This is a genomic window from Mesorhizobium sp. LNHC209A00 (genome assembly GCF_000502915.1).
GTDB lineage: Bacteria > Pseudomonadota > Alphaproteobacteria > Rhizobiales > Rhizobiaceae > Mesorhizobium.
In genome coordinates this window covers 414,009-433,462 of sequence record NZ_AYWT01000006.1, presented here as the reverse complement: position 1 = coordinate 433,462, position 19,454 = coordinate 414,009, and the positions used below count along the sequence as shown (strand labels likewise).

Sequence of the window (19,454 nt, the reverse complement as noted above, 5' to 3'; positions counted from 1 at the left end):
TTTCGGGAGGCGATGTGGTCAAGCTCAACAAGATCTACACCCGCACCGGCGATGATGGCACCACGGGCCTCGGCACTGGTGAGCGGCGGCTGAAATCCGATCTCAGGGTGGACGCCTACGGCACGGTCGACGAAGCCAATGCCTGCATCGGCATGGCTCGAGTGCATACCGCCCAGAGCTACCAGGCGATCGACGCCATGCTCTCGCGCATCCAGAACGATCTCTTCGACCTCGGCGCCGATCTCGCGGTGCCTGATGACGGCAAGCCGCTTGGCTACGAGCCGTTGCGCATCGTTGCCACGCAGACCGACCGTGTCGAGCACGACATCGACGTCCTCAACAAGAAGCTCCAGCCGCTGAAATCCTTCGTGCTGAACGGCGGCACGCCGGCAGCGGCGGCACTTCATCTCGCCCGCACGGTGGCGCGGCGCGCCGAGCGGCTGATGGTCGCCCTGGCTCAGGACCCGGCCGAACACGTCAACCGCGAAGGGCTGAAATTTATCAACCGCGTCTCGGATTTCCTGTTTGTCGCCGCCCGGGCGGTCAATGACAACGGAAATGCCGACGTGCTATGGGTTCCCGGCAAGAACCGCTGAACGGACCAGAGGCGGGAGGGGGCCGGCGACCGATGTTCATCCCGCTTTACGACACCAACAGGCTGCGCCACATCAGGCTGCAATATGTGACGATCGGGCTGATTGTCGCAAACGCCGTGGTCTATTGCGCCACGGCGCTCGGCGGCGAGAACTTCACCAATGCCGCCGTGCTTGGCCTCGGCTTCATCCCCTCCGTCGTTCACGACACGGCCGAACTTGACCCCCGCTTTGTCATCATCCCCGAGAGCCTGAGCTATCTCACCTATTCCTTCCTGCATGCCGATATTTTCCATCTCGGCGGCAACATGCTGTTCCTTTGGGTGTTCGGCGACAATGTCGAGGACGCGCTCGGTCACATCCGCTACCTGATCTTCTATCTGCTGTGCGCCATCGCCGGTGCCGCCTTCCAGGGGCTGGTCGCCTGGGATTCGCAGGCGCCGCTGATCGGCGCGTCGGGCGCTATCGCCGGCGTGGTCGTCGCCTACCTGATCCTCTATCCCAGGGTGAAGGTGTGGGTGCTTGCCTTCGCCCGCATTCCTTTGCGCATTCCAGCCTTTATCCCGCTCATCCTGTGGGTGCTGTTCCAGATCGTCATGTTCGCGGCCGGCGGCGAGGATCAGATATCCTGGGCCTGCCACATCGGCGGCATCATTGCCGGCGCGGTTCTGGTGCTGGTCCTGCGCAGCCGCGGCGTGCCGCTGTTTGCCCCTGCCGACGAGGATGCCGTGCTACCGACGGCTGAACAGCCGCCGGCGGTCGGCGAACCAGCGGCGCCCCAAACGGCCGCCACCACGGCGCGCTGGGGACGTGGAAACCCATCTGGCCCAAACTGAACCGATTTGAGCGGCTTTCAGCGTATTGACGGCAGGGGTTGCCACAATTACGGAAACGTCTCCACTGCGGCCCAAGGCGTTCAGGAGCAGCCCAGGGCGGGCAAAGACCAGAATTTCCATCCGGCCAGAATTCCGTCTGGCCGGAATTCAGTCAGGAATGTCGGCTTTCGACAACTCAGAAGGGGCGCAGGCTGCTATAGCGCGCCCAACTAGCGTGAAGAGGTGACAGGCAAATGAAGATCCTTGTGCCCGTGAAGCGGGTTGTGGACGCGAACGTCAAGGTGCGCGTGAAGGCTGATGGCTCGGCGGTGGAACTGGCCAACGTCAAGATGGCGATGAACCCGTTCGACGAGATCGCGGTCGAGGAAGCGATCCGGATCAAGGAAGCCGGCAAGGCCGAAGAGATCATCGTCGTTTCGATCGGCCCGCAGCAGGCGCAGGAAACCTTGCGCACCGCGCTCGCCATGGGCGCCGACCGTGCCATCCTGGTCAAGACCGACGAGCAGACCGAGCCGCTCGGCGTCGCCAAGGTGCTGAAGGGCGTGGTCGAGGCGGAACAGCCCGGCCTTGTCATTCTCGGCAAGCAGGCGATCGACGACGATTCCAACCAGACCGGCCAGATGCTGGCTGCCCTGCTTGGCTGGGCGCAGGGCACTTTCGCCTCCAAGCTCGTGCTCGAGGGCGATCATGCCAGGGTGACGCGCGAAGTCGACGGCGGCCTGCAGACTGTGGAGTTGAAGATGCCGGTGATCGTCACCGCCGACCTTCGCCTCAACCAGCCGCGTTATGCCTCATTGCCCAACATCATGAAGGCCAAGAAGAAGCAGCTCGACGAGAAGAGCCCGGCCGATTACGGCGCCGACGTCAAGCCACGCCTCAAGGTCATCATGACCGAGGAGCCGAGCGGCCGCAAGGCGGGTGTCAAGGTCAAGAGCGTCGCCGAACTCGTCGACAAGCTCAAGAACGAAGCCGGCGTGCTCTGAGATCGGAAGGAACAGACAAAATGGCAATTCTCCTCATCGCTGAACACGACAACGCCACCCTTTCCGACCAGACCGCCAAGGCGCTTTCGGCCGCCCTGCAGATCGGCTCGGACGTTCATGTTCTGGTGGCCGGCAAAGGCGCCAAGGCTGCCGCCGACGCAGCCGCGAAACTGAAGGGTGTGAGCAAGGTGCTGCTCGCCGAAGCCGACGAACTCGCCGAGCGTCTGGCTGAGCCGACGGCGGCGCTTGTCGTCTCGCTGGCTGGCGCCTACGACACGGTCATCGCGCCCGCGACGTCGGCCGGCAAGAACATCGCGCCGCGCGTGGCGGCCCTGCTCGATGTCGCGCAGGTCTCCGAGATCATCGAAGTGGTCTCGCCCGATACCTTCAAGCGGCCGATCTATGCCGGCAACGCCATCCAGACGGTGCAGTCGAGCGACGCCAAGAAGGTGATCACCGTTCGCACCGCGTCCTTCCAGGCCGCGCCCGAGGGCGGCGCGGCTTCGGTCGAGACGGTCAATGCGGCGGCCAATCCCGGCCTGTCCACCTTCGTCGAGAACAAGCTGTCGGAGACTGACCGTCCGGAGTTGACCTCGGCCAAGATCATCATCTCGGGCGGCCGCGCGCTCGGTTCCTCGGAGAAATTCCAGGAAGTCATCCTGCCGGTCGCCGACAAGCTCGGTGCCGCCGTCGGCGCCTCCCGCGCCGCCGTCGATGCCGGCTACGCGCCGAACGACTGGCAGGTCGGGCAGACCGGCAAAGTCGTCGCCCCCGATCTCTACATCGCGGTCGGCATATCGGGCGCCATCCAACACCTTGCCGGCATGAAGGATTCCAAGGTCATCGTCGCCATCAACAAAGACGAGGAAGCGCCGATCTTCCAGGTTGCCGACTACGGCCTCGTCGGCGACCTCTTCGTCATCCTGCCGGAGTTGCAGAAGGCGCTTTGACGCTTCCGCGCAACCGTACTAAATTGCGAGGGGTGGGGTAGACGAAGTCGCCCCACCCTTTTAGTTTGCACCGCACAATAAGCACGCCACAAAGGCTGAGAGCAATTCCAGCAGCAGTGCGCAGGGTTTTGCGCCGGGAATTGCGGGAACAAAGAGATGGGGCGGTTCGCTATTCCAGCGAAAAACGCTCCGGACGGGATCGGGTAATGAGCAAGATCGAGACGATCGGCATCATTGGTGCGGGCCAGATGGGCGGCGGCATCGCCCACGTCTCCGCGCTTTCGGGCTATAAGGTGCTGATCTACGATATATCGCCCGACCGCATCGAGAAGGGCATTGCCACCATCAGCGGCAACATGGCCCGTCAGGTGGGGTCCGGCAAGCTCGACGAGAAGCTGCGCAATCAGGCCATGGCACGCATCGCGTCGGCACCGACGATGGCCGATCTCGCCGGCGCCGATCTGGTGATCGAAGCGGCGACCGAGGACGAGACCGTCAAGCGCAAGATTTATGCGCAGCTCTGTCCGCAGCTCAATCCCGAAGCGATCCTGGCGACCAACACCTCGTCGATTTCGATCACACGGCTGGCTGCGCAGACCGACCGGCCGGAGCGGTTCATCGGCATACATTTCATGAACCCGGTACCGCTGATGAAGCTGGTCGAACTGGTGCGCGGCATCGCCACCGAGGACCAGACCTTCGAGGCGGCCAAGACCTATGTGAAGCAGCTCGACAAGACGATCACCGTCTCGGAGGATTTTCCGGCCTTCATCGTCAACCGCATCCTTTTGCCGATGATCAACGAGGCGATCTACACGCTCTATGAGGGCGTCGGCTCGGTCGATGCTATCGACACCGCCATGCGGCTCGGCGCCAACCATCCCATGGGACCGCTGCAGCTTGCCGATTTCATCGGCCTGGATACCTGCCTGTCGATCATGCAGGTGCTGCATGACGGCCTGTCGGACTCGAAGTACCGGCCTTGTCCGCTGCTGGTCAAATATGTCGAGGCCGGCTGGCTCGGTCGCAAGACCGGGCGCGGCTTCTACGATTATCGCGGCGAGCATCCCGTTCCGACGCGCTGACGTGATTGCCACTCACGAGGCCGCGGCGAGTGGCGTGGGCGGTTCTGACCTGTCGTCGTCGCTGACCTTGCCGTCCGGCGCCACCGAAACGCATCCGCGGCCGGCGGCCTTGGCCGCATAGCAAGCGGTGTCGGCCCTTGCGATGATCTCGTCGACTTCGCCGCAATTGGCGCGGATCGCGGTCAACCCGATGCTGGCGCCGATCCCGTGCGGCCGGCCATCCCATGTGAAGTTCAGGCCGGTTATCGCATCGATGATGGAACGCGCCGCGATCCTCGCGCCGGTTGTGGAAGCCGATTTCAGGATCACGGCGAATTCGTCGCCACCCAGGCGCGCGACGATGTCTTCAGGACCAAGCACGCCGCGCACGGCGTCAGCGACACGCTTCAACAGGGCGTCTCCGGCAGCGTGACCTCCCGTGTCGTTGACCAGCTTGAAATGGTCGAGGTCGATGAACATGAACTGATGGCGGCCCCCAGCCGCGGTGCCGTCCTTGCGCGCCTGATCGACCATCCCCTCCATGGCACGGATGAAACTCGAGCGGTTGGCAAGGCCGGTCAGCGCATCATGCGCGGCGGCATGGGCAAGCTGTCGCTGCAGGGCACGCGCATCGGTGAAGTCCTGGAAGACGATCACCAGACCGCAGAATTCGGTGCGTTCGTTGAGGATCGGCGACACGACCTGACGGATGCTGCAGCGTGTGTCGTCGCGGCGGATGAGGACCGCGCGGCTGTTCTGGTCGGAGCGCGTCTCTTCGCCTGTGACCGGCCGCGTCATGCCGATCCTGTGGCCCGTCTCCTCGTCAACCGCCCAGTAGACATGGCTCAGCGTCTTGCCCAGCGCGTCGTCACTGGAAACGCCGGTCAATTTTTCGGCCACCGGGTTCATGAAGGTGACACGGTTCGCGGCGTCGGTGCAGATGACGGCATCGCCGATGGATTGCAGCGTCACCCTCAGCCGCTCCTTCTCGTCGGCCAGCATCGCCGCCGAGACGATGAGCCGTTCTTCGGCCTGCTTTCGCCGGGTGATGTCCATCAAGCTGCCGATCGCTCTGACCAGTTGTCCGTCCGCATCGCGCTCGATGGCCTTGCCACGGTCGAGGATCCAGATCCAGTGGCCGTCCTTGTGGCGCATGCGGAACTCGGCTTCGAAAAACTCCGTCTCGCCGGCGAGATGGGCGCGATCGGCCTCCGCGACCGTGGCGCGATCGTCCGGATGGATCATCGTCAGCCAGCGATCGGGGTCGCCATCGAGCTCGCCATCCCCGTAGCCCAGCATCTTGACCCAGGCGGAAGAATAGGTGGTGCCCCCCTTGCGCATGTCGAAATCCCAGACACCTTGACCGGCGCCGGCCAGCGCGAAGTTCCAGCGCGTTTCCGCCTCTGTGATGCGCGCCTCGGCCTGTTTGCGCGCGTCGATGTCCTCGATCTGCGAGACGAGATAGAGCGGCCGGCCGCTTTTCTCGTCGCGAATGACCGAGCCGGCAAGATGAGCCCAGACGGGTGTGCCGTCCTTCTTGAGATAACGCTTCTCGAAGTGGAAGGCATCGACGGTACCCGCCTTCAGGCCGGCCATCGTTTCGCTTCCGATCTGCACATCGTCGGGATGCGTGAGCTGGAAGAAGGTCAGCGCCTCGATCTCCTCGCGGCTGTAGCCAAGCATGGCGGCAAAGGCCGGATTGGTCTGGAGAATACGCCCGTCGAGACCGACGATAGCGATGCCGATCGCCGAGTCCTCCATGGCCCGGCGGAACCGCTGCTCGCTGTCCGTGATCTGTCGTCGATCCTCCGAGATTCGACCGATGAACAGATAGGCCGCGAAAAGCGCGCAGACCGTCACCGCGACCGATATTTGGAGGCAAAGTCTGAGTGCTTGCGCGCCAAGGTCCAGCCCGGACAGCACAAGCGCGGCGGCCACTACGGCCAGACCGGCCACAAGCAGCGCCAGAGCTGCATGCTTGTGCGGTCCCGGCCCGATGATACCTCGCAATGTCACGATCCGTGCCACCCCCGTGGGCAATCGCTTTTTCCCGTTAAAACCCTGAAGGATCGATTTTAAGGAAAGGTTGCGCCTGGGGCGTTGGCGACATGGAAACCCGGCAAACAATTGCCGGCATGATTAAGGATCGGTATTCACGGTGCAGGCGTGGGTATCGTGCTACCAGCGCACGAAAAACCGCCCGCCGAGCGCGCCAAGCAAAGCGAGAGCCGCGATGGCGATCGTGTACCAGGTGGCAACGAAAAGCGGCGAATCGTCGAAGCAGTGAGCCGCGTAGAAAGTCGCCGCCAGGCCGCCGGCAAGCAGCCCCGCGACCGCGCCGGCAAGCACCGGCCGTGTCGGCGCGCCATAGCGCAGCATCCACAGGAAGATGGCCAGCGGGCCGATGCCGATCAGTGGGATGAAGCCCATGCAGATCATCATGTTCGAGCCGATCAAGCGCGTGCTCCACAGGGCCTGCGGCACCATGAAGAGCTCCAGCACCACGGCCACCGCGACCAGCAGCGGCGCGGCGATCATCGCCGCCATTGCCCGGCCTGTCGCCGCACCCGGCGTCGACAGGGCACGGATCAGGGCAAAGGCGCTGATGGCGAGCACGATGGTGAAAACGAATTTGGACAGGAAACGCATCGTGTGCGCGGCCACCATGAAGTCGGGGCGCGGCCCGATCGTCATCATGAAAACAGCGGCCGCGAGGACGGCGGCCGCAACAGCCGCCAGCCACCAGGCCGATCGCAGCGGCATCGCCTTGCTGCGGGCATCGGCGTCGAGCGCCTTGATGAGATCGTCGGTCTTCATGTCATTCCCGCCCGAACCGCCCCTGCCCGAATCGCCTGGCTATGGCGGTAAGTCCCCGGTGCAGCGACACCCGCACCGCAGTCTCGCTGATGCCGAACTTCGCCGCCGTCTCGCCGATCGAGCGGCCCTCCACGGATACGGCTGAAACCACGGAACGCTGTGCCGGCGGCAGCCCGTCGAGCGCCCGGTTGATGTCGCGCTCGCTGACGGTTTCCGTTTCGGGCTCCGCGAACGTCTCGGCGATGTCGTCGACATCGATCTCTATGCGCCGTCCGCGCCGCCGGAACGCATCGATCAGCTTGAAACGGGCAATCGCATAGACCCAGGGCAGCACCGGCGCGTCCTGGCGCCAGGTGTGCCGTTTCACATGAATGGCCAGCAAGGTTTCCTGCACGACATCCTCGGGATCGACCCCGCCCTGCACGATCTTGCGCCTGACGAAACCGCGAACCAGCGCGGCAATCCGGTGCAGAAAGTCGGCATAGGCCTTTTCATCCCCCGCGATCGCGGCCCGCATCAGCCGGGAAAGCTCGGCCTCGTCCTTGCCGCTCACAAGAGTTCACTCCCCGATCTTCGCGCCTCGGCACTGATTTGTTACGTGGCCGGTGAAATAATGTCCAAGCCAAACTACGGGCAAATCACGAAACTTTGCGGGATGGCCCGCTAATTTCCCTGACGGGTTCCCTGGTTTCCAGCCCCATGCGTGAGGAGCGGCGTGGGACCAACCTTGGATTGACGTAAGGTAAACCCTTCTGTAGCGTCAAAGGATCGGAGGGCGGCCGAAATGGATTTCATTGAACGCATTTTTGGATTTTCTCCCGACAATGGCTCGGGAACTGTCGAGAGCAGCCTTGTCATTGCTGCCATAGTCCTTGTCGCCGCCGTCTACTTCTACAGAAGACAGGGATCACTGAAGAAATAGCCTCTGGACAACCGGCGGAGACAGGTCCGCCAGGAAAACATTACCGTTGCGTCCTCTCAGCGTGGGGAACACGACATGGCAGGATCTCTGGTCAACCACATCAGAACCGCGGCCTTGCTGTTGTTTGCCGCCGAATTCTGGAAGCGTCTGGCCGCCGGGCTGAAGGTGCTGTTTGCCACGATATGCAGGCTGCTGTGCCGGCTGGCCAAGGGCCAGCGGCTGCCCAGCCCGGCGCAGAACGATTGCTGCATCCAGCTACCACCCGACATCTACAAGCGCGCCGATCCTCTTCTCTATGCCCAGTACTATCTGATGGGGCAGGGCCTCGCGGTCACCTGGGACAATCCCGATATCGACATTTTCGACGGCACCTTGCCGGTCACCGGCGCGCTTCAGCCAGCACATACATATCGCGTTCGCGTGCGTGTCTGGAACGGCTCCTATGACGCCCCAGCGGTGGGCGTCGGGGTCGCACTGTCCTACCTGTCATTCGGCGCCCAGACCATTTCCCGTCCGATCGCCAACGTCGCCATCAATCTCGGAGCCAAGGGCACGATCGATTGCCCTGCCTATGCCGAGTTCAGTTGGACCACGCCCGCCACCGGCGGCCACTACTGCCTGCAGGCACAGCTTTCCTGGGGCGATGACGCCAACCCCAGCAACAACCTTGGCCAGAAGAACGTCAACATTGCCGAGATGCGCTCACCGGCGAAGTTCGTCTTCAGCGTGCGCAACGAAGCCTCGGTCGTCCGGCGTTTCCAGATCGAGGCGGACTGCTACGCTCTACCGAAGCTGCGGCCATGTGTCCCGCCACGCGGCCAAGGTCGAGACGAGCGGACGGACACCCCACAGCCGCGGCTCGCCGAGAGCAAGGCGCGCTGGGCCAAGGCCCTCGAGGAACAGGCGTATGGCCGGTTTCCCGTGCCGGACGACTGGTTGGTCAGGATCGTCCCAAGAACGCTTTTACTGCAGCCGCGCCAGCTGACCGAGATCGCCGTCGAGATCGAACCGAAGGACTCCGCCTTCCGCGGCTCAAAGACCTTCAACGTCCACGTCTTCACGGTCGGCGAGAGCGGATCGCGCACCATGACCGGCGGCGTGACGCTCACCGCCACGAAAGGCTGAGGCTGCTCCGATGGCCTACAAGCACTATACGAGCTGCTTTCTCTATCCGGCCGGTGGCAAGCCCTACAACGAGGACGATCGGCTGGCTTTCCTCGCCGGCCAGGCGCTGCAGATCATCGTGATCACCGGGCTGGCGGCTGCCTTCGGCCTGCTGCTGGGGCCGGTCGGTGCGGCACTTGCCGCGGTCATCGCATTTCTGGCGTCCGCCACTGCCACGATCGACAAGGCGGCGGGGGAATGGCTCAACCATCGCCTGGTCTGCCTCGACAAGGACAATCCGAAATGCGCCGTCGGCATCGTGTCTTACAATCCGTTCCGCAGCGATCTCGGCGCCTTCGACAACGACCAGTATTTCGACGTCATACTGATGCCGCATCCGACGACCGAAATCCTCAATGCGGAAACAAATGAGGCGGCCTTGGCGGCGGCCAATCGCTACAATGCCGACGGCACCGTCGTGGCGGAATTCGCCGCCAGCGTCGCGGCCCATCCGGCCAACGATATTCTCAATGACGGCTTTCAGGGTCATGAGCTGCTGTTGCCGCGCGATGACCTGAAGACGGATCTGGGCTACGCACCCGCCGACGATCATGCCCGCTGGGGCCTGCACTGCGAGGCCGAGGGCGACTTCTGGATCAAGATGCGCCAATGGGCACCGGCCATCGTCATCCTGCTGACGGCGGCCCTGGTCGTCACGGCGGCCGCGGCGGCGGCCGGCGCCAGTATCGGCGCGGCTGTCGGCTGCGCCATAGGATCGTTCTTCCTGGGTGCGCTGGGCTGTGCCATCGGCTCGTTCCTGGGAGGATTGCTCGGAGCGGCCATTGGCGGCGCCATCGGCGGAGCGGCGTCCTATTTCGGCGGGGTCAAGCCGGTCCTTCAGGGGTTGTTCAACTGGAGCCCCGGCAATGTCGAGGACGCCAATGTCGGCGACAAGGCGCTCGGCCCCATCAGAATGGGCGACCATGTCGCCGTTCTCGGCGAACATGTCTATGACGGCTATCACAAGGGCTGGCACGAGTTTCATCCGCTGATGGCGGTGGTCAAATTCGATGTGGCCGCCGGTGCCGACGCGAAACATTATCTACAGTGGGATCCGAACTTTGCCGACACGGGCACCGTTCCGCCCAAACCGCCGGGCGAGACCACCGACCTCACCGCGCAGGATATGCGTGACGGGCTTGGCAGCGCGGCGTTCCGGTCGCGCGGCGACAATCTGCGCAGAACCTGGTGCGCCATGCTGAACGAAGCGTTCGATCCCGAGACCAAACGAACGCAGCAGGGGCTGGACCAGCGCTGGACCATTCATCCGATGGTCGATGGCTGCATCCCGCAGGAGCAGCCACCAGCCCCGCATATCGGGTGATGCCATCGGCCTCCGACACGCGAAACCGTGATGATGCCAATCGTCTTTCAATCTTGACTAGTTCATTCATGAATTGTACTCGGACGCACCCCAGTGCGGGACAACCCGAGGAGTACCTTATGAAATCCCCCCTTCTTGCCCTTGCCAGCGTAGCCGCGCTTGCAATCAGCCTCGCCGCTGGTCCGGCGACGGCCGAAGATGCCGGCATCGTCGTCTATAACGCCCAGCATGAAAGCCTGGCGAAGGAATGGGCGGAAGGGTTCACCAAGGAAACGGGGATAAAGGTCACCTTGCGCAACGGCGGTGACAGCGACTTCTCCAACCAGATCGTCGCCGAAGGCGCCGCCTCGCCCGCCGACGTGTTCCTGACGGAAAATTCGCCGGCCATGGTGCTGGTCGAGAATGCCGGCCTGTTCGCGCCGGTCGCCACCGATACGCTGGCTCAAGTCCCGCAAGACTATCAGGCCACTAGCGGCAAATGGGTGGGCGTGGCCGCGCGCAGCACCGTGTTTGTCTACAACACCACCAAGCTCAAGGCAGACCAGCTGCCCAAGTCGATGCTCGATCTCGCCGACCCGAGCTGGAAGGGCCGCTGGGCGGCTTCGCCTTCCGGCGCCGATTTCCAGGCCATTGTTAGCGCTTTGCTGCAGCTCAAGGGCGAGCCCGCCACGGCCGACTGGCTGAAGGCGATGAAGGAGAACTTCACCGCCTACAAGGGCAACAGCACCGTGATGAAGGCGGTCAATGCCGGTGAGATCGAAGCCGGCGTGATCTACCACTACTACTACTTTGGCGATCAGGCCAAGACCGGCGAAAATTCCAAGAATGTCGCGCTGCACTATTTCAAGAACCAGGATCCGGGCGCTTTCGTCTCGGTTTCCGGCGGCGGCGTGCTGGCCTCGAGCAAGCATCCCAAGGAAGCCCAGGCCTTCCTGAAATGGGTGACCGGCAAGGGCGGCCAGGATGTGCTGAAGAACGGAAGCTCCTTCGAATACGCGGTCGGCAAGGGCGCGCAGTCCAATCCGAAGCTGGTGCCACTGGCCGACCTGCAGGCGCCGAAGGTCGATGCCACGACGCTGAACTCCAAGAAGGTCACCGATCTGATGACGGCAGCCGGCTTGCTTTAGTTGCCGTTCTTCCTAATAAGGACGTCAGATCGTGCTCCCGCGGGAATTCACCTTTCGCGGGAGCGTTTTGTTTCGAGATGCATTCGTCCATGACGACACGCTTCGTTCCTGACCGCTACCGTGGTCCCATGATTGCCGCTGCCGCGTCGCAACGGTATGGCGCCTGAACGGATGCAGTCCGCGGTCGATCTCGCGCGTCCCGGCCTGCGGCCCAAGATGCGTGGACGGGCGCAGCGGCGGGCGGCGCCCTGGCTTGTCGCCGCCGCCATATTTGTCTCCCTGCTGGCGCTGCTGCCGCTCGCTTTCATCTTCTGGATCGCGGTGCAGACCGGCTGGGAGACGGTCTCGGCACTGGTCTTTCGGCCGCGTGTCGGCGAACTGCTGGTCAACACCGGCCTGCTGGTGCTGCTGGCGGTGCCGATCGCCATCACCTTGTCGGTGACGCTGGCCTGGCTGACGGAACGCAGCAACCTGCCCGGTGCCCGGCTCTGGTCCTGGCTCTGCGTGGCGCCGCTCGCCATCCCCGCTTTCGTGCACTCCTATGCCTGGATCTCCCTGGTGCCCGGGCTGCACGGCCTGTGGGCTGGCGTGCTGGTTTCCGTCATCGCCTATTTCCCTTTCCTCTATTTGCCGGTGTCGGCGGCCCTGCGCCGTCTCGATCCCGCTCTCGAGGACGCGGCCGCGGCACTTGGCCATGGACCCTGGCGCGTGTTCTGGCGCGTCGTGCTGCCGCAGCTCAGGCTCGCAATATGCGGCGGCTCGCTGCTGGTCGGGCTGCATCTGCTGGCCGAATATGGCCTCTATGTCTTCATCCGCTTCGACACCTTCACGACCGCGATTGTCGATCAGTTCCAGTCGACCTTCAACGGCCCGGCCGCCAGCATGCTGGCCGGCGTGCTGGTGACCTGCTGCTTCGTGCTGCTCGGCCTCGAAGTGCTGGTCCGCGGCGAGGAGCGTTATGCCCGTGTCGGCTCGGGTGCCGCGCGATACCAGCAACGAATGAGCCTAGGCCGCGCCACTCTGCCCAGCTTACTGCTGCTCGCCGTCACCACATTGCTGGCGCTTGGCGTTCCGTTCGTGACCATCGGGCGCTGGCTCGCCGCCGGCGGCGCCGAGGTTTGGCGCTTCGACGAGATCGGCCTTGCACTCGGTCAGACGCTGTTCCTGTCGTTCGCCGGGGCGCTGCTTGCCACTGTGGCGGCCATGCCGATGGCCTGGATCTCTATCCGCGCGCCAGGTCCGTTGCAGCGCCTGCTCGAGGGATGCAATTATATCGTCGGTTCGCTGCCGGGCGTCGTCATCGCGCTTGCACTGGTCACCATCACGGTGCGCATCGCACTGCCGCTCTACCAGACCCTGTTCACCATCCTGGTCGCCTATGCACTGATGTTCCTGCCGCGCTCGCTGGTCAGCCTGCGTGCATCGATTGCGCAAGCGCCGGTCGAGCTCGAACGGGCTGCGTCCAGCCTCGGCCGTCGGCCGCTCAATGCGCTGTGGTCGACGACAATCCGCCTGTCGGCGCCCGGTGCGGCGGCCGGCATGGCGCTGGTGGCGCTCGGCATCATGAACGAACTGACCGCGACCCAGATGCTGGCGCCGAACGGCACCCGCACACTGGCCATGGCGTTCTGGTCCTACAGCAGCGAGATCGATTACGCCTCGGCGGCTCCTTACGCCTTCATCATGGTGGCCATGTCGCTGCCCCTGACCTGGCTGCTCTACGTCCAGTCGAAGCGGATGGCCGGACGATGAGCTTTCTCGAACTCGGCAATCTGCACAAGCACTACGGCGCGGTCGCCGCACTGGCCGGTGTCAACCTGAACGTCGCCAGCGGCAGCCGCACGGCGATCGTGGGACCTTCCGGCTGCGGCAAGACGACCTTGCTGCGGCTGATCGCCGGCTTCGAGGCGCCTGATCAGGGCAGCATCGTGCTCGACGGGCAGGTGCTGGCCAATGGCGGCGCCGCTGTCCCGGCGCATCGCCGCGGTATTGGCGTGGTGGCGCAGGACGGCGCCCTGTTCCCGCACCTGACCATCTCTGACAATATCGGCTTCGGCATGGCACGGGACGACGACAGGCGCGCAGAACGCATCGTCGAACTTGCCTACATCGTGGGACTCGACAAGGCGATCCTCAAACGCCGCCCGCACGAGCTCTCCGGCGGCCAGCAGCAGCGCGTGGCGCTGGCCCGCGCCATGGCTATGAAGCCGCGGCTGATGCTGCTCGACGAGCCGTTCTCGGCACTCGACACCGGCCTGCGCGCCTCGATGCGCAAGGCGGTGGCCGAACTTCTGGAGGCGGCCGGCATCACCACCATCCTGGTGACGCACGATCAGGCCGAGGCACTCTCCTTCGCCAGCCAGGTGGCGGTAATGCGCGATGGGAAATTTTCCCAGATCGGCACGCCGCGCGAGCTCTATCTCAAGCCGAAGGACAGGATGATCGCCGAGTTCCTCGGCGATGCCATCATCCTTCCGGCGAGCATTTCAGGCGGCTTCGCCAGTTCGCCGCTGGGTCGCATCGCCGTCGACGCGCCGGACAGCCGCGATGTCGCCCGCATCATGCTGCGGCCGGAGCAGATCGGCCTGAAACGCACCTCGCGCGAGGGCATGTCGGGCACGTCGGACATGCCGTTCGGCGAGGTGACGGAATCGGAATTCGCCGGCTCGACATGCACGATCGCCGTGCGGCTCCTGAACAATTCCGATCCGCCCGACGCTGCGGCCATCGGCGGCACGCCGCTGATCCTGCGCAAATCCGGCATGGACGCGCCGGCGGTCGGCGAGATCGTGCGGCTGACCGTATCGGGCAAGGCGCACGTCTTCGCTTGAGCCCGACGCGCCGGTCATGGTTACCCGGCAGCAGCCTCTACGGCACCGATAGCGTGGTCAGGGCAGCGCGCGGATCGGCATAGCTCTGTGGCGCACCGGTCTCTGTCAGGTCGCCGGTAAAAGACGCAAAGCGCGGCGTCGGCGTGATGTGCATTGATGTGCGCAATGCAATGATCCCGCCGCTGGTGCAGGTCGGCCCCAAAGCGGCGCTCACCTTGCCGACCGGGATGCACGTCGGTGACCTGGATGACTTTCATGTACGTCTCTATGGCTGTGCGCGTGCTGGAAATCAAAGCGCTGGCTCTGGCACCGAAGCCTTGAAGACATCGAGACGGGTGCCTGTCTCCGACGAGAAGAAGTGCATGTCGTCCGGCGAGATCTTCAGGCCGACAGTGCTGCCGGGCTCGGGGTGAACGGCCTCCGAGGTCATCACCGAGAACGGCGCGCCGTCGAGGTCGACATAGATCACCCGCCCCGCGCCCAATTCCTCCACCAGGTCGACCGTGGCATCGAGCGCGCCGGCCGTGCCTGGTGCCACCAGCCGGACCGCTTCCGGCCGGATGCCCATCGCCACTTTCGTGCCGACCGGCAGGCCAGCGCGAGCCATCGCCAGGCGCCGGCTGCCGCCGAGCAGCGACAATCCGTCGAGTTCGACGGTGCCTCCGAGGATGTTCATGGCCGGCGCGCCGACGAAGGTGGCGACGAAGCGGCTGGCTGGGCGGGTGTAGATTTCACCTGGCGTGCCGACCTGTTCGACCCGTCCCCCATTCATCACCACCAGTCGGTCGGCCAAGGTCATGGCCTCGACCTGGTCGTGGGTGACGAAGACGGAGGTGGCATTCAGCCGGCGATGCAGCTTGCGGATCTCCGAGCGCATCTGCACGCGCAGCTTGGCGTCGAGATTGGACAGCGGCTCGTCGAACAGGAACACCTTCGGCTCGCGGATCATGGCGCGGCCCATGGCGACGCGTTGCCTCTGGCCACCCGAAAGCGCCATCGGCTTGCGGTCGAGCAGTTGCTCGAGTTCGAGCGTGCGGGCCACCGCCCGGATGCGCTGGTCGCGTTCGGCCGAGGGAACGCCGGCGACTTTCAGCGAATAGCCGATGTTCTGGGCCACGCTCATATGCGGATAAAGCGCGTAATTCTGGAACACCATGGCGCAGCCGCGCTCGCGCGGCTCGAGCTTGTTGACCACCGTGCCGTCGATGGCGATTGTGCCGTCGGAAATCTCTTCCAGCCCCGCGATCATCCTGAGCAGCGTGGACTTGCCGCAGCCGGACGGCCCGAGGATGACGACGAATTCGCCCGAGGCGAAGTCGAGATCGACGCCGTGCACGACCTGCGTCTTGGCATAGTTCTTCTTGACGCCGCGTATTGCGATGGAGGCCATCTTTTGTCTCCTTGTTACTTCTCGGTGGCGATCAGGCCGCGCACGAACCAGCGCTGCATGAGCACCACCACGATCAGCGGCGGCAGCATGACGATAAGCGTTCCGGCCATGGCGATGTTCCATTCCGGAATGCCGCCGACATTGGGGATAAGTTGCTTGAGCTCGGTGACGGCGGTCGCGTGCGACTGGTCGGTGGTGATGAGCAGCGGCCACAGATACTGGTTCCACGCCCACAGGAACATGATGGTGCCGAGCGCGGCCATGTTGTTGCGCGACAACGGCAGCAAGATATCGATGAAGAAGCGCAGCGCGCCGGCACCGTCCATGCGCGCCGCCTCGGTCAGTTCGTCCGGCACGGTCAGGAAGAACTGCCGGTAGAGGAAGGTGCCGGTGGCAGTGGCGATCAGCGGCAGGATCAGCCCGGTATAGGAATTGAGCAGGCCTAGGCTGAGCGAAACCTGCACGCCCGAGATCTTCTCGATCAGCCAGCTCAGCCCGGTAATGTCGAGGATGGTCTGGTAGGGCGACAGCACATTGGCGACCACCGCATAGGTCGGCACGATGCGCACTTCCAGCGGCAGCATCAACGTGACGAAGATCAGCCAAAAGATGAAGGTGCGGCCGGGATAGCGGAAATAGACGATCGAGAAGGCGGTCAGCGCCGAGATGATTACTTTGCCGGCCGCGACGCCGGCAGCCATGATGAAACTGTTGAGCAGCTTGGGACCAAGGTCGGCCGTCGTCCACGCCGTCTTGATGTTAGTCCAGAAATCGCTGCCCGGCAGCAGCGACATCGGCACGTCGTTGACATCCTTGAGGTTGTGCGACGCGGCCACGGCCACAACCACGAACGGCGCGATGCAAAGCACAAAGCCGGCAAACAGAATCACATGGGTGAAGAAGTTGAGGAACGGGGTGCGCTCGACCATATCAGTCTCACCTGTAGTGGACGCGCCGCTCGATGAAGCGGAACTGGAAAATGGTCAGCACGATGATCAGCAACATCAGGATGATGCTCTGCGCGGCGGCACCGGAGTAATCGAGGCCTTTGAAGCCGTCGGAATAGATCTTGTAGACCATCAGATTGGTGGCATTCGCCGGCCCACCGGACGTCATGATATCGACGATGCCGAAGGAATCCTGGAAGCTTTCCGTGATGTTGATGACAAGCAGGAAGAAGATGGTCGGCGTGATCAGCGGAAACTGGATATCCCAGAAGCGCCTCATGACACCAGAGCCGTCCATCGCGGCGGCTTCGATCAGGGAACGCGGGATGGCCTGGAACGCGGCAAGGAAGAAAATGAAGTTATAGCCGACATATTTCCAGGAGAAGGCGACGATAATCGAAGCCATGGCGTCTGCGCCGTCGAGGCCGGGATCCCAGAAGCCGGGCCAGACCTGGTTGACGACGGCCATGAAGCCGGCTTCGGGCGCCAGGATGAAGCGGAACGCCATCGCCAGCGCGGGTGCGGCGATACCGTAGGGCCAGATCAGCACCACGCGATAGAGACGCGAGCCGGCTAGCTGGCGGTCGGTGAGCGCGGCGAGCACGAGCGCGACGAACATCGCAAGCCCGGTGCTGATGCCAGCAAAGACAAGACTGGCAGTGATCGAGTTCCAGTAATCGGCGTTGGCTAGGATCGAGCGGAAATTGTCGAGACCGACCCAGATGTTGCCGCCGCCCCAGGGCTGCTGCAGCGTCAGCGACCAGTATACGGCCTGGCCGGCAGGCCAGTAGAAGAAGGTGAAGATCAGGACAAGTTGCGGCACCGCGAAAAGAATGCCGACTGTCCAACTGCCGAAAGTGACGCGTTTTTCCATCGGTCCGCCGTTGCCGCAGGGTGGTCAGCTTAAAGCAAGCGAAAGATTAATAACGAAATAGCCGCCCGTCGACCCAAGCATGATCCCGAAAGTGGAGACGGTTTTCGGGATCATGCTCAAACGGGTCGGCCGGCGGCCCGGAATTTCCCTGGATCAGGGCAGGGTTTTTCCCGGATAGGTCTTCTGGAAGCGGTCGAGGATGGCGTCGCCGTTCTTGACCAGCGTGTCGAGGCCTTCCTGCACGCTGACCTTGTTGGCGAAGATCGCCTGCATCTGGGTGCCGAACTCGGCGCGGATCTGGGTGAAATTGCCCAGGCGGATGCCGCGGGTGATTTCGGTCGGCTCGGAGGCGGTCAGGCTGGCGATCGCGACTTCGCGCCCCTTGTAAGGCGCCTTGTCGTAAAAGCCCTGGCCCTTCATGTAGTCGAAGCCCGACTTGGTCACCGGGATGTAACCGGTGTTGGTCGACCAGAACAGGGCGGTCTTCGGATCGTGGATGAAGTTGAGGAACGCGGCCGCGCCCTTGTATTCAGCATCCGACTTGCCGGAGAGAACCCACAGCGATGCGCCGCCGACGAGCGAGTTCTTGCGCTCCGTGCCGGCATAGACGGGCAGTTCGGCAACGTCCCAGTTCATGCCTTCCTTCTGCGTACGGCCAACCGTGCCGTGATCGCCGACCGAGGTCAGGATGACCTGGCAGGTACCGGTGGCAAAGGCCTGGACCATATCCTGGCCGAGATCCTTCGATTTGATCTTGATCAGGCCGGCGTCATACCATTTCTTGAGGTCGGTGACGTACTGCACGAATTTGGTCTTGTTGACTTCGAGACGGGCGTCGAGGCCGTCATAGCCATTGTTCTTGGTGGCGATCGGTTGGTTGTGCAGCGCCGAGAATTGCTCCATGAGCTGCCAGCTTTCATTGGCCGAGATGTTGATCGCCATCGGGCATTCATAGCCGGCGTCCTTCAACGCCTTGAGGTCGGCGCCGACGTCTTCCCAGGTCTTCGGCGCATCGCTCTTGCCGATCTTGGCGAAGGCGTCCTTGTTCCAGTACATCAGCGGGGTCGACGAATTGAACGGGAAGGACAGCATCTCGCCTTTCGACGTGGCGTAATAGCGGGCGATGCCGGGGAAATAATCGGCGTAGTCGATCTTGTAGCCGTTTTCTTCCATGAGCTTGTCGGCGGGCTTGTAGGCACCCGACAGCATCATGGTGGCGGTGCCGACGTCATAGACCTGAACGACGGCGGGCTGCTTGCCGGCGCGGAAGGCGGCAATGGTGTTCTGCAAGGTGGCGTCGTAATTGCCCTGGCTGGTGCAGACGACTTCATAGTCCTTCTGCGAGGCGTTGAAATTCTTGCACAGCGTGTCCACGACACGTGCGAGATCGCCCGAAAGGCCGAACCAGAAATCGAATTTTGCCGGTTCCGCGAAGGCAGGCATCGCCAGCGCGGTGCTCAGCACGCCTGCGACAAGGGCAGCAAAGCCCCGCTCGATGATCGTCATGATTTCTTCCCTCTTGAATGACTGTTGACAAGGGTCTTGCGCAAGTCCTTGCCCGCTCTCTTAGAGAAGGTATGTGACAGTCTGTTGTGGCCCTTGCGGGCCTGTACACAGCTGGTCTTTTCTCCC

18 protein-coding genes are annotated in these 19,454 nt (G+C 63.4%); 10 read left to right on the top strand and 8 right to left on the bottom strand.

The window, feature by feature from the left end; all coding sequences use genetic code 11:
• Window positions 1–14: 14 nt before the first annotated feature.
• The 5 genes from X739_RS148090 (at window position 15) to X739_RS148110 (ending at window position 4,447) form a co-directional block, all read left to right on the top strand.
• A complete protein-coding gene (locus X739_RS148090) occupies window positions 15–596 on the top strand; it encodes a cob(I)yrinic acid a,c-diamide adenosyltransferase (protein WP_023795049.1) in 582 nt (193 codons plus the stop codon).
• A gap of 32 nt (window positions 597–628) precedes the next feature.
• Window positions 629–1,429, top strand: a complete 801-nt coding sequence (locus tag X739_RS148095; RefSeq protein ID WP_023783561.1) for a rhomboid family intramembrane serine protease — start codon at window positions 629–631, stop codon at window positions 1,427–1,429.
• 233 nt (window positions 1,430–1,662) lie between these two features.
• Window positions 1,663–2,412, top strand: coding sequence for an electron transfer flavoprotein subunit beta/FixA family protein (locus X739_RS148100; RefSeq protein ID WP_023795048.1), 750 nt, complete (start codon window positions 1,663–1,665; stop codon window positions 2,410–2,412).
• Window positions 2,413–2,432: 20 nt separating this feature from the next.
• Window positions 2,433–3,362 (top strand): electron transfer flavoprotein subunit alpha/FixB family protein, encoded by a 930-nt coding sequence (locus X739_RS148105; protein WP_023770767.1) that lies wholly within the window; start codon window positions 2,433–2,435, stop codon window positions 3,360–3,362.
• A gap of 206 nt (window positions 3,363–3,568) precedes the next feature.
• Window positions 3,569–4,447, top strand: coding sequence for a 3-hydroxybutyryl-CoA dehydrogenase (locus X739_RS148110; protein ID WP_015315562.1), 879 nt, complete (start codon window positions 3,569–3,571; stop codon window positions 4,445–4,447).
• Between the two features lie 12 nt (window positions 4,448–4,459).
• Here X739_RS148110 and X739_RS148115 read toward each other — a convergent pair whose 3' ends face one another.
• From X739_RS148115 to X739_RS148125, 3 genes are all read right to left on the bottom strand, one after another.
• The gene (locus X739_RS148115) at window positions 4,460–6,466 is read right to left on the bottom strand and encodes a PAS domain S-box protein (protein ID WP_245273884.1); all 2,007 of its coding nucleotides are present in this window, start codon (window positions 6,464–6,466) and stop codon (window positions 4,460–4,462) included.
• A 138-nt stretch (window positions 6,467–6,604) separates the two neighbouring features.
• The gene (locus X739_RS148120; RefSeq protein ID WP_023770769.1) at window positions 6,605–7,243 is read right to left on the bottom strand and encodes an NrsF family protein; all 639 of its coding nucleotides are present in this window, start codon (window positions 7,241–7,243) and stop codon (window positions 6,605–6,607) included.
• A gap of 1 nt (window position 7,244) precedes the next feature.
• Window positions 7,245–7,796 (bottom strand): sigma-70 family RNA polymerase sigma factor, encoded by a 552-nt coding sequence (locus tag X739_RS148125; RefSeq protein WP_015315559.1) that lies wholly within the window; start codon window positions 7,794–7,796, stop codon window positions 7,245–7,247.
• A 444-nt stretch (window positions 7,797–8,240) separates the two neighbouring features.
• Between X739_RS148125 and X739_RS148130 the strand changes: the two genes are divergently transcribed.
• The 5 genes from X739_RS148130 to X739_RS148145 all read left to right on the top strand — a co-directional run bounded on the left by X739_RS148130 (window position 8,241) and on the right by X739_RS148145 (window position 14,611).
• Window positions 8,241–9,290 carry a hypothetical protein gene (locus X739_RS148130; protein ID WP_023770770.1) on the top strand — a complete coding sequence of 350 codons (1,050 nt, stop codon included), beginning with the start codon at window positions 8,241–8,243 and terminating at the stop codon, window positions 9,288–9,290.
• Window positions 9,291–9,300: 10 nt separating this feature from the next.
• Window positions 9,301–10,653: a hypothetical protein gene (locus X739_RS01000000166250; protein ID WP_032924272.1), complete on the top strand. Its 1,353-nt coding sequence runs from the start codon at window positions 9,301–9,303 to the stop codon at window positions 10,651–10,653.
• 119 nt (window positions 10,654–10,772) lie between these two features.
• Window positions 10,773–11,780: an iron ABC transporter substrate-binding protein gene (locus X739_RS148135; RefSeq protein ID WP_023770772.1), complete on the top strand. Its 1,008-nt coding sequence runs from the start codon at window positions 10,773–10,775 to the stop codon at window positions 11,778–11,780.
• Window positions 11,781–11,951: 171 nt separating this feature from the next.
• Window positions 11,952–13,532 (top strand): iron ABC transporter permease, encoded by a 1,581-nt coding sequence (locus X739_RS148140; protein WP_023795045.1) that lies wholly within the window; start codon window positions 11,952–11,954, stop codon window positions 13,530–13,532.
• Window positions 13,529–14,611: an ABC transporter ATP-binding protein gene (locus X739_RS148145; protein ID WP_023770774.1), complete on the top strand. Its 1,083-nt coding sequence runs from the start codon at window positions 13,529–13,531 to the stop codon at window positions 14,609–14,611. The genes X739_RS148140 and X739_RS148145 overlap by 4 nt, the downstream gene beginning before the upstream one ends.
• A gap of 37 nt (window positions 14,612–14,648) precedes the next feature.
• Here the strand turns inward: X739_RS148145 and X739_RS1000000168155 are convergent, their stop codons facing one another.
• From X739_RS1000000168155 to X739_RS148165, 5 genes are all read right to left on the bottom strand, one after another.
• A complete protein-coding gene (locus X739_RS1000000168155) occupies window positions 14,649–14,825 on the bottom strand; it encodes a hypothetical protein (RefSeq protein ID WP_245273883.1) in 177 nt (58 codons plus the stop codon).
• Between the two features lie 75 nt (window positions 14,826–14,900).
• Window positions 14,901–16,001, bottom strand: coding sequence for a sn-glycerol-3-phosphate import ATP-binding protein UgpC (locus X739_RS148150; protein WP_023795043.1), 1,101 nt, complete (start codon window positions 15,999–16,001; stop codon window positions 14,901–14,903).
• 14 nt (window positions 16,002–16,015) lie between these two features.
• Window positions 16,016–16,930 carry an ABC transporter permease subunit gene (locus X739_RS148155; RefSeq protein ID WP_023770776.1) on the bottom strand — a complete coding sequence of 305 codons (915 nt, stop codon included), beginning with the start codon at window positions 16,928–16,930 and terminating at the stop codon, window positions 16,016–16,018.
• 7 nt (window positions 16,931–16,937) lie between these two features.
• Window positions 16,938–17,822, bottom strand: a complete 885-nt coding sequence (locus X739_RS148160; RefSeq protein WP_023770777.1) for a sugar ABC transporter permease — start codon at window positions 17,820–17,822, stop codon at window positions 16,938–16,940.
• A 153-nt stretch (window positions 17,823–17,975) separates the two neighbouring features.
• On the bottom strand, window positions 17,976–19,328 hold the full coding sequence (locus tag X739_RS148165) for an extracellular solute-binding protein (RefSeq protein WP_023795042.1): 1,353 nt from the start codon (window positions 19,326–19,328) through the stop codon (window positions 17,976–17,978).
• Between the last annotated feature and the right edge of the window lie 126 nt (window positions 19,329–19,454).

Excerpts from the sequence above, each read along its gene's own strand:
- X739_RS148105 (WP_023770767.1), top strand. The coding sequence starts at position 2,433 with ATGGCAATTCTCCTCATCGCTGAACACGACAACGCCACCCTTTCCGAC.
- X739_RS148155 (WP_023770776.1), bottom strand. The coding sequence starts at position 16,930 with ATGGTCGAGCGCACCCCGTTCCTCAACTTCTTCACCCATGTGATTCTG.
- X739_RS148130 (WP_023770770.1), top strand. The coding sequence starts at position 8,241 with ATGGCAGGATCTCTGGTCAACCACATCAGAACCGCGGCCTTGCTGTTG.
- X739_RS148145 (WP_023770774.1), top strand. The coding sequence starts at position 13,529 with ATGAGCTTTCTCGAACTCGGCAATCTGCACAAGCACTACGGCGCGGTC.
- X739_RS148100 (WP_023795048.1), top strand. The coding sequence starts at position 1,663 with ATGAAGATCCTTGTGCCCGTGAAGCGGGTTGTGGACGCGAACGTCAAG.
- X739_RS148150 (WP_023795043.1), bottom strand. The coding sequence starts at position 16,001 with ATGGCCTCCATCGCAATACGCGGCGTCAAGAAGAACTATGCCAAGACG.
- X739_RS148165 (WP_023795042.1), bottom strand. The coding sequence starts at position 19,328 with ATGACGATCATCGAGCGGGGCTTTGCTGCCCTTGTCGCAGGCGTGCTG.
- X739_RS148120 (WP_023770769.1), bottom strand. The coding sequence starts at position 7,243 with ATGAAGACCGACGATCTCATCAAGGCGCTCGACGCCGATGCCCGCAGC.
- X739_RS148160 (WP_023770777.1), bottom strand. The coding sequence starts at position 17,822 with ATGGAAAAACGCGTCACTTTCGGCAGTTGGACAGTCGGCATTCTTTTC.
- X739_RS148110 (WP_015315562.1), top strand. The coding sequence starts at position 3,569 with ATGAGCAAGATCGAGACGATCGGCATCATTGGTGCGGGCCAGATGGGC.
- X739_RS148095 (WP_023783561.1), top strand. The coding sequence starts at position 629 with ATGTTCATCCCGCTTTACGACACCAACAGGCTGCGCCACATCAGGCTG.
- X739_RS01000000166250 (WP_032924272.1), top strand. The coding sequence starts at position 9,301 with ATGGCCTACAAGCACTATACGAGCTGCTTTCTCTATCCGGCCGGTGGC.
- X739_RS148135 (WP_023770772.1), top strand. The coding sequence starts at position 10,773 with ATGAAATCCCCCCTTCTTGCCCTTGCCAGCGTAGCCGCGCTTGCAATC.
- X739_RS148140 (WP_023795045.1), top strand. The coding sequence starts at position 11,952 with ATGCAGTCCGCGGTCGATCTCGCGCGTCCCGGCCTGCGGCCCAAGATG.